The 12,483-nt window shown below is 60.7% G+C and carries 15 protein-coding genes; all 15 read right to left on the bottom strand.

The features are described from left to right. Positions 1-195 (bottom strand): DUF5337 domain-containing protein (locus AC2FNN_RS08855; protein WP_496757991.1); only part of this gene is annotated, 195 nt, incomplete at its 3' end. Between the two features lie 30 nt (positions 196-225). Continuing rightward, positions 226-1,338: an NADH-quinone oxidoreductase subunit NuoE gene (gene nuoE / locus AC2FNN_RS08850; RefSeq protein WP_496757989.1), complete on the bottom strand. Its 1,113-nt coding sequence runs from the start codon at positions 1,336-1,338 to the stop codon at positions 226-228. After that, positions 1,338-1,814, bottom strand: coding sequence for a hypothetical protein (locus AC2FNN_RS08845; RefSeq protein WP_496757988.1), 477 nt, complete (start codon positions 1,812-1,814; stop codon positions 1,338-1,340). Before AC2FNN_RS08845 ends, nuoE begins: the two co-directional genes overlap by 1 nt. Continuing rightward, positions 1,811-3,034: an NADH-quinone oxidoreductase subunit D gene (locus AC2FNN_RS08840; RefSeq protein WP_496757987.1), complete on the bottom strand. Its 1,224-nt coding sequence runs from the start codon at positions 3,032-3,034 to the stop codon at positions 1,811-1,813. The genes AC2FNN_RS08845 and AC2FNN_RS08840 overlap by 4 nt, the downstream gene beginning before the upstream one ends. Next, on the bottom strand, positions 3,034-3,156 hold the full coding sequence (locus tag AC2FNN_RS08835) for a hypothetical protein (RefSeq protein WP_256367742.1): 123 nt from the start codon (positions 3,154-3,156) through the stop codon (positions 3,034-3,036). The genes AC2FNN_RS08840 and AC2FNN_RS08835 overlap by 1 nt, the downstream gene beginning before the upstream one ends. Position 3,157: 1 nt before the next feature. Continuing rightward, positions 3,158-3,331, bottom strand: a complete 174-nt coding sequence (locus AC2FNN_RS08830; protein ID WP_496757985.1) for a hypothetical protein — start codon at positions 3,329-3,331, stop codon at positions 3,158-3,160. After that, positions 3,331-3,936, bottom strand: a complete 606-nt coding sequence (locus AC2FNN_RS08825) for an NADH-quinone oxidoreductase subunit C (RefSeq protein ID WP_496757984.1) — start codon at positions 3,934-3,936, stop codon at positions 3,331-3,333. Before AC2FNN_RS08825 ends, AC2FNN_RS08830 begins: the two co-directional genes overlap by 1 nt. An 11-nt stretch (positions 3,937-3,947) precedes the next feature. Beyond that, complete coding sequence (locus tag AC2FNN_RS08820; protein WP_496757983.1) at positions 3,948-4,481, bottom strand: NuoB/complex I 20 kDa subunit family protein; 534 nt, start codon at positions 4,479-4,481, stop codon at positions 3,948-3,950. Next, positions 4,472-4,837, bottom strand: a complete 366-nt coding sequence (locus AC2FNN_RS08815) for an NADH-quinone oxidoreductase subunit A (protein ID WP_068335558.1) — start codon at positions 4,835-4,837, stop codon at positions 4,472-4,474. Before AC2FNN_RS08815 ends, AC2FNN_RS08820 begins: the two co-directional genes overlap by 10 nt. Before the next feature lie 194 nt (positions 4,838-5,031). Next, positions 5,032-5,814: a crotonase/enoyl-CoA hydratase family protein gene (locus AC2FNN_RS08810; RefSeq protein ID WP_496757981.1), complete on the bottom strand. Its 783-nt coding sequence runs from the start codon at positions 5,812-5,814 to the stop codon at positions 5,032-5,034. 1 nt (position 5,815) lies between these two features. Further along, the gene (locus AC2FNN_RS08805; protein WP_496757980.1) at positions 5,816-6,667 is read right to left on the bottom strand and encodes a hydroxymethylglutaryl-CoA lyase; all 852 of its coding nucleotides are present in this window, start codon (positions 6,665-6,667) and stop codon (positions 5,816-5,818) included. A 78-nt stretch (positions 6,668-6,745) separates the two neighbouring features. Beyond that, complete coding sequence (locus AC2FNN_RS08800; protein ID WP_496757979.1) at positions 6,746-8,680, bottom strand: acetyl/propionyl/methylcrotonyl-CoA carboxylase subunit alpha; 1,935 nt, start codon at positions 8,678-8,680, stop codon at positions 6,746-6,748. Between the two features lie 84 nt (positions 8,681-8,764). Next, positions 8,765-10,369 carry a carboxyl transferase domain-containing protein gene (locus AC2FNN_RS08795; RefSeq protein WP_496757978.1) on the bottom strand — a complete coding sequence of 535 codons (1,605 nt, stop codon included), beginning with the start codon at positions 10,367-10,369 and terminating at the stop codon, positions 8,765-8,767. Continuing rightward, positions 10,366-10,842 carry a hypothetical protein gene (locus AC2FNN_RS08790; RefSeq protein ID WP_496757977.1) on the bottom strand — a complete coding sequence of 159 codons (477 nt, stop codon included), beginning with the start codon at positions 10,840-10,842 and terminating at the stop codon, positions 10,366-10,368. Before AC2FNN_RS08790 ends, AC2FNN_RS08795 begins: the two co-directional genes overlap by 4 nt. Then, on the bottom strand, positions 10,839-12,365 hold the full coding sequence (locus AC2FNN_RS08785; RefSeq protein WP_496757975.1) for an AMP-binding protein: 1,527 nt from the start codon (positions 12,363-12,365) through the stop codon (positions 10,839-10,841). The genes AC2FNN_RS08790 and AC2FNN_RS08785 overlap by 4 nt, the downstream gene beginning before the upstream one ends. Positions 12,366-12,483: the final 118 nt, after the last annotated feature.

Raw genomic sequence — 12,483 nt, 5'->3', positions numbered from 1 at the left:
TTGAAAAATGTTGACGCCCGCATAGATGAAACCCGCCAGAGCGGCGAAATCAAACAGCAGCGCATGCCGGGTTGTCAAACCCAGCGCGGGGCCAATGAACAGGTTCATCGCAAGCCAGATCAGCATGGTCACGGCGATGACCACCCCGATATGTCTGCCCTTGCGGGCTATGGCCTGTTCCTTGTCCTTGTCCATTTTCCCCCGAAGCCCGGAACGGGCATCCGTCTAGTCTTCGTATGTGCCCTCGGATTTGGCACGTTTGGCGAATTCGGTTTCCTCACCGGCAGCAAGCTTGGCGGCCTGCTCGATCCAGCCATCGCGTTCGATCCGGCCCTTGAACTTTAACCGCGCATCAACCCAGGCCACGTGTTCGGGCGTCCAGGCCGCGATCTGGTCGTAGTGATAGAAACCCAGCTCGTTCAGCGTTTCCTCCAGCTTGGGGCCGACGCCTTTCAACAACTTCAGGTCATCCGCCTTGCCGCCGCGTGCAGCGGTCAGGGTCTCCGGCTGGTCTTCCTTTACGTCGGCGGGTTTGGCTTTCGCCTCGGCCGCTTGTTTCACAGCCGGTTTCGGGGCCTCGGGCGCCTTCGGAGGTTTCGCAGCAGCCGACGCCCCGGCCTGCGTGCCATCCTTACCAAGCCACGGTGTCAGGATCGGAACTTCGGTTCCGTCGATACGCTTGACTGTGTCCCCAAGCTCTGTCGCCAGCTCGACGCTTGCGTTGTATTTCGGCTTGCCCGCTTCATATTCGGACAGGCTGGAAAGCCCTTTCAACGGCTCGGCCGCGTAACGCCCGTTCTGAGGACCGGGCGTCGGCACCTTGCCCGCCACCAGATCGTCGAGGATCCTGCCGAAGCTCTCGGCGGTCAGATCCTCGTAGTAATCCTTGCCGATCTGCGCCATCGGCGCGTTGGTGCAGGACCCGAGGCATTCGACCTCTTCCCAGCTCAGCTTGCCATCGGCAGAAAGTTCATGCGGTTTCGCCGCGATCTTTTCCTTGCAGACCGCGATCAGATCTTCGGCCCCGCAGATCATGCAGGACGTCGTGCCGCACACCTGAATATGCGCCACCGAGCCCACCGGTTGCAGCTGGAACATGAAGTAGAAAGAAGCAACCTCAAGCACGCGGATATAGGCCATGCCCAGCATGTCGGCGACGGATTCAATCGCCGGGCGGCTCAACCAGCCCTCCTGCTCTTGCGCGCGCCACAGCAGCGGGATGACCGCACTGGCCTGACGGCCCTCAGGGTATTTGGTGATCTGCGCTTCGGCCCATTGCTGGTTGGCAGCAGTGAAGGCAAAGCTTTCGGGTTGTTCGGGGTGCAGACGGCGCAGCATTAGCAGGCATCTCCGATCACGATGATATAGGGGGCGTCCTGATGCGCGCGACCTTGTTGAACAAGGAAGGCAATCAGATCAGGCGTTTCGGCCTGTGTAAAACCGGCGGGGCGCAATTTTATCTCGGCTTCTTCTTCGACCATACGGCACCCATTCAAACGCACGAAGTCAAATAAGGCGTCGGCACGCCTTGCCGTATCCTCGGGCGCAAGTCCATGCGCGCCGCAAATCGCAGGCGCAATCTCGAATACGGGACCGTCCAGACCGGCCAACCCCCGTTCGGCCCAGAAATTGATCACGGCACTGACATCCTCGGGGCGCAGGTCACGCGCAGAAAAAGCCTCCTCAGTTTGCGAAATATCCAGCCGACAGCCGTTTTCCCGCAAAACCTCCAGCACTTTTGCCGTAGGGTGGGTCGATGCGGCCTGCGCCGGCAGGGCAGCCACGAGGGCCAGAATCAGGGCAAAGCATCTCACCGATCAATCTCCCCAAACACAACGTCCATGGTGCCGATGATGGCAGCCACATCCGCCAGTTGGTGACCTTTGGCAACGTGGTCCATGGCTTGCAGGTGCAGGAAACCGGGCGCGCGCAGCTTGGCGCGGTAGGGTTTGTTGGTGCCGTCGGCGACCAGATAGACGCCGAACTCGCCCTTGGGGGCTTCGACCGCGGCATAGACTTCGCCAGCGGGGACGTGGAAACCTTCGGTATACAGCTTGAAGTGGTGGATCAGGCTTTCCATCGAGGTCTTCATGTCGGACCGTTTCGGCGGGGTGATCTTGCCACGCGCCAGAACGTCTCCGGGGCAGTCGCGGATTTTGGCGATGGCCTGACGGATGATCAGCAGCGACTGGCGCATTTCTTCCATCCGCACGAGGTAGCGGTCATAGCAGTCGCCGTTCTTGCCGACGGGGATCTGGAAATCGAACTCGTCATAGCACTCATAGGGCTGCGCGCGGCGCAGGTCCCAGGCCAGACCCGATCCGCGCACCATCACGCCCGAAAAGCCATATTTCTGGATGTCATCCTCGGTCACCACGCCGATATCGGCGTTGCGCTGTTTGAAGATACGGTTTTCGGTCAGCAACCCGTCAATGTCGTCCAGAACGGCGGGGAATTCGTGGCTCCACGCCTCGATATCGTCCAGCAGTTCCGGCGGCAGGTCCTGATGCACACCACCGGGGCGGAAATAGGCCGCGTGCAGGCGGGCGCCGCAGGCACGCTCGTAGAAGACCATCAGCTTTTCACGCTCTTCAAAACCCCAAAGCGGCGGGGTCAGCGCGCCCACATCCATCGCCTGCGTGGTCACGTTCAGCAGGTGGTTCAGGATGCGCCCGATTTCGGAATACAGAACCCGGATCAACGAACCCCGACGCGGCACCTCGACCCCGGTCAGCTTTTCTATGGCCAGACACCAGGCGTGTTCCTGATTCATCGGCGCAACGTAATCCAGACGGTCGAAATACGGCAGGTTTTGCAGATAGGTCCGGCTTTCCATCAGCTTTTCGGTACCGCGGTGCAGCAGGCCGATATGCGGATCGCACCGTTCGACGATCTCGCCGTCCAATTCGAGCACAAGGCGCAGAACCCCGTGCGCCGCAGGGTGTTGCGGGCCGAAGTTAATGTTGAAATTGCGGATCTTCTGCTCGCCGCTCAGCGCGTCCGTGCTGCCGTCATCGTATCTTGAGCCGTCCATCAACGCCCTCGTTTCTTTTTCGCATCGGCCCGAACCCGAACCTTTTCCGCCTCGGCCGCTTTGGCTGCGGCCCCGGCCAGAAGAACCCCCAACGCGCCCAGAATGATCAACTCACCCATCATCTCAGCGGCGCTCCAACTCTTGCAGTTTCAGCCCGACCCACCACAGCAGGGCGATCGTGCCAAAGGGAACCAGACACAGCAGGCACCAGTACTTGTTGATCCCGAAGAAAGGTAAAATCTTTACCATCGGAATGATGGTCAGTGCAGACAGGATCAGCCACCAGATGCCACTCATTATTCGGTCTCCTGTTTCTCATCCCCCGGCAGAATGTAGTTCGCACCCTCCCAAGGGGACATGAAATCGAACTGACGGTATTCCTGCACCAGGCTGACCGGCTCGTAGACCACGCGCTTTTGCGCTTCGTCATAGCGGACCTCGGTATAGCCGGTGGTCGGGAAATCCTTGCGCAGCGGATAGCCGCGAAACCCATAGTCGGTCAGGATGCGCCGCAGATCCGGGTGACCCGAAAACAGGATGCCGAACATGTCGAACACCTCACGCTCGAACCAGTTTGCCGAGGGGTGCACGTCAACGATGGACGGCACCATGTCTTCTTCACGGATCGAAACCCGCAGGCGGATGCGCTGGTTCTGGTACATCGACAGGAAATGATAGACCACATCGAACCGCTTCGCGCGTTCGGGGTAATCCACGCCGGTGATATCCACCAGCGACGAAAATTTGCAGCTCTGGTCGGATTTCAGGAATTCGACGAATTCCACAAGATTCGAGGGTGCCACATCCACGTTCAGTTCGCCGTGGGTCACGTCCCATGACAGAACGCAATCAGACCGTTTGATTTCCAGCTGCGTGCCGAGTTCCTTGAGTGCTTCGCTCATCAGCTCTCTCCTCAGCGGACAATTGTGCCGGTACGGCGGATTTTGCGTTGCAACTGCATCAGACCGTAAAGCAGTGCCTCAGCAGTCGGAGGGCAGCCGGGCACATAGATGTCCACCGGAACAACCCGGTCACAGCCACGCACGACGGAATAGGAATAGTGGTAATAGCCGCCACCATTCGCGCAGGATCCCATCGAGATCACATAGCGCGGCTCGGGCATCTGGTCATAGACCTTGCGCAGCGCGGGCGCCATCTTGTTGGTCAGTGTTCCCGCCACGATCATAACATCAGACTGACGCGGAGAGGCCCTGGGGGCGATGCCGAACCGTTCCGCATCATAACGTGGCATCGAGGTATGCATCATCTCAACCGCGCAGCAGGCCAAACCAAAGGTCATCCAGTGCAGCGATCCGGTCCGGGCCCAGTTGATGATGTCCTCGGTCGAGGTCAGCAGGAAACCTTTGTCCTGCAACTCGGCGTTCAGGGCCTGGGTGGCGACTTCCTTGTCGACACCGGCAGTGTTGGAACCTGTCATCACTCCCATTCCAGCGCCCCTTTCTTCCATTCATAGGCAAAGCCGATGGTCAGAACGCCCAGGAACACCATCATGGACCAGAACCCGACATCGCTGATGTCTCTGAAGCCCACGGCCCAAGGAAACAGGAAGGCAATTTCAAGATCGAAGATGATGAACAGAATCGAGACCAGATAGAATCGGACGTCGAATTTCATCCGCGCATCGTCGAAGGCATTGAAACCACATTCATATGCGCTGACCTTTTCGGGGTCGGGATTGCGGACGGCCAGTACGACGGCGGCCAGAATCAAGACGATCCCAAGACCCACGGCAACGGCCAGAAACACCAGAATCGGGAGGTACTCCCGCAGCAGGTCTTCCACGAATAGCTCCTTTCCTGCGCACATATCTTGTCGGGTGCGCCGTCAATTGGCGTGTTGACTGGACATTCTCTATCCCTGCGGGGTCAGAGGGTCAACCGAACACAGCCCCCTTCGCGATCAAACCTGCGCTTGACAGCGCGGCATAGAATCGCAGTACCAGCGTTTGGCTTTGGCGCGGCGGAACCTGGTAAAACCTACTTATTCCATGCAGGTTTTCGTTTTTCAAAAAACGCCGCGATCCCTTCGCGTGCCTCGTGTGTTTCCCAGCGTTCGACCAACTCGCCTATGGTCTGATCGATCACTGCATCGTCGATGCGCGGACCCAGAGCGCGCACCAGCGCCTTGGCAGAGGCAACTGCCCCGGGCGCGCAAGACAAATAGGGGCGAATTTCGTCCTCAACGGCCTCCGAAAGCCGATCTGCCGACACGGTTTTCGCCAGCAGGCCCAGATCTACGGCCTCGGACGCATCGAACAAACGGGCCGACATGAATACCCGGCGCGCGCGGGCTTCGCCCATGCGGGCGATGACATAGGGGCCAATTGTTGCGGGGATCAGCCCCAGGCGCGTTTCGGTCAACCCCATCTTCAGACTGTCGACCCCGATCGCGACATCGCACACGGCCGCCATGCCCACCCCGCCCCCAAAGGCATTGCCCTGCAACGCCCCGATCAGAGGCTTTGGCATCGTGTTCAGAGCCTGCAACATCTCGGCCAGCTTGCGCGCCTCGACAAAACGCGTCTGTTTGTCAGCCGCCATCTGGTCCTGCATCCACCCCAGATCACCGCCTGCACAAAACGTCTTGCCCGCCGCGGCCAGAACGACCGCCCGGACCGCGTCATCCTGACCAAGTTGCGATGCGGCCTCGGTCAATTCCGTGATCATCTGCCCCGACATGGCATTGTGTTTGTCCGGCCGGTTCAGGGTAAGCGTCGCGACACCACGCATATCCGTCGAGATCGTGATCGTTTCAAACATGTCAGCCCCTCAAAGCCCTGGCCATCTGCGCGGCCTCTTTAATAACGTCGATATCCAGGCCAGTTTCGTATCCCAGCCGCTGCAAATGCGCCGCAACGTCCTCGGTGGCTACGTTTCCTGCGGCACCCGGGGCGTAGGGGCAACCGCCCAACCCACCCACGGCGGCATCAAACACCCGCACGCCCAGCGCCAATGCCGCATCGATGTTGTCGATCGCGCGCCCGTTGGTGTCATGGAAATGTCCCGCCAGCCGCGTCACCGGAACCCTCTCACGCACTGCCAGAAGCATATGTGCGACCTTGTCCGGAGTTCCCTGCCCAATCGTGTCGCCCAGCGAAACCTCGTAACAGCCCAGCGCGAAAAGCCGATCAGCAACCTCAGCCACTTTTTCGGGCGGCGTCGGACCGTCATATGGGCAATCCGTCACGCATGAGACATAGCCTCGAACAGGCAGGTCGATATGACGCGCCGCCTCCAGAATCGGCGTAAACCGCTCAATCGACTCGGCGATGGAGGCATTGATATTGGCCTTCGAGAATCCTTCGGAGGCCGAGGCAAACACGGCAATCTCGTCCGCCCTGGCCGCCAGCGCGTCGCCATAGCCATGCATGTTCGGCGTCAGCGCGGCATAGCGCACCCCATTCGCACGCGTGATCCCTCCCAGCACCTGCGCGGAACCCGCCATCTGCGGCACCCATTTCGGGGACACGAAGCTTGCAACTTCGATCCGGCGAAACCCCGCGCGGCTGAGACAATCGATCAAGGCGATCTTGTCCGCGACCGGTATTTCACGCTTTTCGTTTTGCAGCCCGTCGCGCGGCCCGACCTCATAGATTTCGACCAGCTCACCCATGTCCGCCCCCCTTCTGGATTGTCGTCGTTTCAAGCAAATATCGTCTGACCTTGGCACGCCGCGTTGCGCGGGTACAGATCAAGCTTCTTCCTCCAACCTCACCAGGGCAGCCCCGGCTTCGACCTGCGAACCGTCCTCGACCAGCACTTCGGCAACGATCCCGTCCCGCGCCGCAAGCAGCGAATGCTCCATCTTCATCGCTTCCAAAATGGCCAGACGATCGCCTTTCTGTACGGTTTGTCCCGCTGTGGCAAAGACGGCTTTGACCAGACCGGGCATAGGCGCCTCGATCACATTGGTGTCGCCGGTCGCGCTGGAATCCCGGTCCAGCGGATCGATGACGTCGAAGCTCTGACCGTAAGCGGTGAAAACCGTGAGGGTCCCGTTATGTGCTGCAACGCGAGGCATCGGCGCGCCGTTCAACATCCAGCGCCCTGCGGTGCGTTCTGCAACGACGCGGTTTTCGCCAATCTGCCAAATCTGGCGATCCGGCCCATCGACCTGCACGTCCAGATCCAGCACGTCGTCGCAACGGGACAATTGCACGGCGCGATGCAGCGGCGCCCACAGCGAAAACCCGGTTTCCGGGTCGACATCCACCAGATCCAATGCCGTCATCGCAGCCGCGACCGCCGTAATATCCGACGGCTCAGGTTCCTGCACCAACGTTTCAAGGTCCCGCCCGATCAGACCCGTATCGACATCGCCCGAGGCAAATCCTTCGTGACACGTCAACGCGCCCAGAAAGGCCAGATTGGTAACGGTACCCGCAACTTCGGTCTGTTGCAGCACCCGGTTCAACGTCTCGAGCGCAACGGCACGCGTCGATCCATGCACCACCACCTTGGCGATCATCGGGTCATACCACGGGCTGATCGTGTCCCCGGCGCGAACGCCGCTATCGGCGCGACAATTGCCGGGGAAAACCAGATGAGTCAGCGTTCCCGTCGCAGGCAGGAACCCTTTCGGCACATCCTCGGCATAAAGACGGGCCTCGAAGGCATGGCCAGAGATCGCCAGATCATCCTGTTTCTTGGGAAGGCTCTCGCCTGCGGCCACGCGAAGCTGCCACTCGACCAGATCGATCCCCGTGATGGCCTCTGTCACCGGGTGCTCCACCTGAAGGCGCGTGTTCATCTCCATGAACCAGAACCTGTCAGGACGCAGCCCGTCCGAGGCATCGACGATGAATTCGACCGTGCCCGCGCCTTTATAGCCGATCGCCTCGGCGGCGCGCACGCCGGCCTGACCCATAGCCTCGCGCATTTCAGGCGTCATGCCCGGGGCGGGGGCTTCTTCGATCACCTTCTGATGCCGGCGCTGCAACGAGCAGTCCCTTTCGAACAGATGCACGGCATGGGTACCATCGCCGAACACCTGCACTTCGATATGGCGGGGTTTGGCCACGAATTTTTCGACCAGCACGGCATCATTGCCGAAGGCGGTCCGGGCCTCGCCCCGCGCGCTGTCGAGCGCGGTCGCGAAATCCTCGGGGCGTTCGACAAGGCGCATCCCCTTGCCGCCGCCGCCCGCAACGGCCTTGATCAGAACCGGATAGCCGATGGCATCCGCCGCACCTGCCAGATGCTCGGGGTCCTGATTGTCGCCGTGATAGCCGGGCACGACCGGAACGCCGGCCTTCTCCATCAGAACCTTGGCCGCGTCCTTCAGGCCCATCTTGCGGATCGCATTCGCCGAGGGGCCTATGAACGTCAGCCCCGCCGCCTGCACGGCATCCACGAAATCGGGATTCTCGGACAGAAAGCCATACCCCGGATGGATCGCCTGCGCGCCGGTGTCCAGCGCGGCCTGAATGATCACATCACCCTTCAAATAGCTGTCCGCCGGGGCGGAGCCGCCAATACGAACCGCCTCATCCGCCATCTGAACATGTTTTGCGGCCGCATCCGCAACGGAATAGACAGCAACGCAGGACACGCCCATGGACTGGGCCGTTTCCATGACACGGCAGGCGATTTCGCCGCGGTTTGCAATCAGGATCTTGTCGAACATGGGGTTGGTCCTTTGTTTCAGACGTCGGACCGGGGGCTCTGCCCCCGGACCCCCGGAGTATTTTTCAAAAGATGAATCACGGGCCTACATCCTGAACACGCCGAAACGTGTCTCCTCGATCGGGGCATTCAGCGCGGCGCTGAGCGACAGGGCCAGTACGTCGCGGCTTTTGCGCGGGTCGATGATGCCGTCATCCCACAGCCGCGCCGAGGCGTAGAGCGGATGCGACTGTTCCTCGAACATATCCAGCGTCGGGCGTTTGAATTCAGCCTCTTCTTCGGCGGACCACGTGCCACCTTGCCGTTCTATCCCGTCGCGTTTGACGGTGGCCAGCACGTCAGCGGCCTGCTCGCCACCCATCACTGAAATCCGCGAGTTCGGCCAGGTCCACAGAAAGCGCGGCTGATAGGCACGACCGGCCATGCCATAGTTTCCGGCCCCGAACGAGCCGCCGACCAGCATAGTGATCTTGGGAACACTGGTGGAGGCCACGGCGGTCACCATCTTGGCGCCTTGGCGCGCGATGCCCTCATTCTCGTATTTGCGACCCACCATGAAGCCGGTGATGTTTTGCAGGAACACAAGCGGGATATTGCGTTGCGAACACAGCTCGACAAAGTGCGCGCCCTTCTGCGCCGCCTCGGAAAACAGCACGCCGTTATTGGCGATGATCCCAACCGGGCAGCCTTTGACATGGGCAAACCCCGTGACCAGCGTTTCCCCGAACCGAGGTTTGAACTCGTCGAACCGAGACCCGTCGACCAACCGCGCAATCACCTCGCGAATGTCATAGGGGGTGCGCAGATCAGCAGGGACAACGCCGAGAATTTCCTCGGGGTCATAGGCCGGGTCTTCGGGGCTGGCCCAATCCACCGTCTGCGGCTTGTGGCGGTTCAGCGACCCAACCGCACGGCGGGCCAGGGCCAGCGCGTGGGCATCATCCTCGGCCAGATAGTCGGCCACACCGGACAGGCGCGTGTGCACATCGCCGCCGCCCAAATCTTCGGCGCTGACGACCTCGCCCGTCGCCGCCTTGACCAGAGGCGGACCGGCCAGAAAGATCGTGCCCTGTTCCTTGACGATGATCGTCACATCCGACATGGCCGGCACATAGGCCCCACCCGCCGTGCATGACCCCATGACCACGGCGATCTGAGCGATCCCCTTCGCGCTCATCCGCGCCTGGTTGTAGAAAATGCGGCCAAAGTGATCGCGGTCGGGGAACACCTCATCCTGATTGGGCAGGTTCGCGCCACCGCTATCGACCAGATAGACGCAGGGCAGATGGTTTTCCTCGGCAATCTCCTGCGCTCGCAGGTGTTTTTTGACCGTCATCGGGTAATAGGTTCCGCCCTTCACGGTGGCGTCGTTGCAGACCACCATGACCTGCTGCCCCTGCACAAGGCCAATGCCCGCGATGACGCCGGCACAGGGTGCGGCATCGCCATACATCCCATGCGCCGCCGTCGCCCCGATTTCGAGGAACGGAGACCCCGGGTCCAGCAGGTTCGCCACCCGTCGTCGGGGGAGCATCTTGCCGCGGGATTCATGCCGCGCGCGGGATTTCTCACCGCCGCCCATGCGGGCTGCTTCGGCTGCGGCAGAGATTTGCGCCAGCGCATCAAGATGGGCTGTGCGGTTGGCCTTGAAGCCTTCAGAGGCGGGCATGGCTTTGGATGTGAGTTTCATTCTGCTTCTGATCCTTCTGGCGCATCTGACAATCGTTCAAGTTCTCTGGCTGCGCTCCATCGCACTACGATATTAAAAGTCTCACACATAAACTCTGTCATCTGAGAGCAGTCCGGATCAAATTCATCGTTTCTGAATTCCTCCAAACGACGCGGGTAAGACCATTTCCTAAAGCCGCTCAAACCCACCACTTGATCAGGCAAGCCCTCCGCAATTTCTTTGGTTTTTGCCAGAAGATGAGCGTTCAATTTCTCAATACAAACGCGCCTTTCCACGGGCGGATGTCCAAGTTCGCAGTAATCATATGCCGAAGACATACACCGAGTATCCATTTCGTTTGCTATGGGGGTGCTAGAAAGCGCCGTGCATTTATCAAACCAAGTCGGGACATCCAGTCTTTCTTGCGTTTCCTGAGCGGCAACCAGAGGGACAGCACCAAAGGCCACAACACAAAGTGTCAGAAGTCGTTTCATTCATGAACCTCCCCCGCCGCCCGCGCCTTCAACTCCTTGCGGATCACCTTACCCGTCACGGTCATCGGCAGTTCCTCCAGAAATGCCACCTCGCGCGGATAGGAATAATGCGCCAGACGGTCCTTGACCCAATCCTGCAACTCGGCACCCGTGGCCTCGGCCCCCGGTTTCAACACCACATAGGCCTTGACGATCTCGGTCCGCAGCGGGTCGGGCTTGCCGACCACCCCAACCGTTGCAACCGCCGGGTGGGTCAGCATGCAATCTTCGATCTCGGCCGGGCCAATGCGGTAACCGGCGGATGTAATCACATCATCATCGCGGCCCACAAAGCGCAGGTAGTCGCCTTCCCACACGCCGCGGTCGCCGGTGGTCAGCCAATCACCCCGGAACTTCTCGGCCGTCGCTTGCGGATTGTTCCAGTATTCCAGCAGCATCGAGGCCGAACCGCGCCGGATGGCCACGTCGCCCTCTTCGCCGGTCGGGTTGCCGTCCTCATCAATCACCGCAACCTCATGCCCCGGCACCGGTTTACCGATACAGCCGGGGCGCACAGGGAAATCGTCGGCGCAGGATGATACGACCATGTTGCATTCGGTCTGGCCGTAAAATTCGTTGATCGTCAGGCCGAACGCCTTCTGACCCCATGCCAGCATTTCGGCCCCCAGCGGCTCACCCCCGGATGCGACCGAGCGCAGACCGGGGATCGCCTGATCCGCCGCCTTGAGCATCCGCAGGGCGGTCGGAGGAAAGAACACGTTCCGCACCCCGCCCCGCGCAATGATCTCGGCGCAGGCTTCGGGGGTGAACTTCTCAAGCCGTGCTGCGACAACCGGGATCCCCAGCGCAAGGCCCGGCATCAGCACATCGAACAACCCGCCGATCCACGCCCAATCCGCCGGGGTCCACAGGCAGTCTCCTTCGCGCAGGTGATTGTGGCTGATCGAGACACCCGGCAAATGCCCGGTCAGAACCCGGTGCCCGTGCAGTGCGCCTTTCGGGCTGCCGGTTGTACCAGAGGTGTAGATCAATAGGGCAGGATCCTCGGGCCCGGTCGCGGCATAGGGCAGCGCAGGACCGGTCACGCCAATTTCGGATGCGATCAGAGGTTCAGCCAAATCGCCCAGCAAATCTGCCCCATCGGCATCGGTCAGCACGATCTGAACGCCCGCATCGCCCGCCCGCGACCGCAGCGCATCCTGCTTGAACAACTTGAACAAGGGCACCGAAATCGCGGCGATCTTCCAGATCGCCAAATGAGCTGCCGCACACCAGGGTGACTGGCTCAGCAGCACTCCGACCCGATCACCGGGCCGGACGCGGGCCAGCAGGGCGCGGGCGATCCCATCAGCCATTTGCGCCAGTTGCCCATAGGTTATCTGCCTCTGCCCTGTTCCGGTCAGATCGATAAGCGCCACCTGATCACCCGGATGGTTCAGACATTGCTGCGCCATGTTCAGCCGGTCCGGTATGTCCCAGCCTCCTCCTGAGCGCAAACCCGGTATGCGCTCAGCGTGCAGCAAGGCGAATTCCCCTTGTTTTCCTGACGCTTCGCGACCCGACCCTGGGCGAACGCATCACGCAAACTTGATGCAGATCAGAGTGGCCGGACACCGCCTTTGCGAAACCAAGAGCATCAAC

This window comes from Ruegeria sp. BHSA118 (assembly GCF_059613405.1).
This window is presented reverse-complemented; position numbering and strand designations above follow the sequence as displayed.

Coding starts and splice junctions, on each gene's coding strand:
- AC2FNN_RS08800 (WP_496757979.1), bottom strand. CDS start 8,680: ATGTTCGACAAGATCCTGATTGCAAACCGCGGCGAAATCGCCTGCCGT.
- AC2FNN_RS08805 (WP_496757980.1), bottom strand. CDS start 6,667: ATGGGTGAGCTGGTCGAAATCTATGAGGTCGGGCCGCGCGACGGGCTG.
- AC2FNN_RS08825 (WP_496757984.1), bottom strand. CDS start 3,936: ATGAGCGAAGCACTCAAGGAACTCGGCACGCAGCTGGAAATCAAACGG.
- AC2FNN_RS08840 (WP_496757987.1), bottom strand. CDS start 3,034: ATGGACGGCTCAAGATACGATGACGGCAGCACGGACGCGCTGAGCGGC.
- AC2FNN_RS08820 (WP_496757983.1), bottom strand. CDS start 4,481: ATGGGAGTGATGACAGGTTCCAACACTGCCGGTGTCGACAAGGAAGTC.
- AC2FNN_RS08795 (WP_496757978.1), bottom strand. CDS start 10,369: ATGAAACTCACATCCAAAGCCATGCCCGCCTCTGAAGGCTTCAAGGCC.
- AC2FNN_RS08835 (WP_256367742.1), bottom strand. CDS start 3,156: ATGATGGGTGAGTTGATCATTCTGGGCGCGTTGGGGGTTCTTCTGGCC.
- AC2FNN_RS08810 (WP_496757981.1), bottom strand. CDS start 5,814: ATGTTTGAAACGATCACGATCTCGACGGATATGCGTGGTGTCGCGACG.
- nuoE (WP_496757989.1), bottom strand. CDS start 1,338: ATGCTGCGCCGTCTGCACCCCGAACAACCCGAAAGCTTTGCCTTCACT.
- AC2FNN_RS08790 (WP_496757977.1), bottom strand. CDS start 10,842: ATGAAACGACTTCTGACACTTTGTGTTGTGGCCTTTGGTGCTGTCCCT.
- AC2FNN_RS08830 (WP_496757985.1), bottom strand. CDS start 3,331: ATGAGTGGCATCTGGTGGCTGATCCTGTCTGCACTGACCATCATTCCG.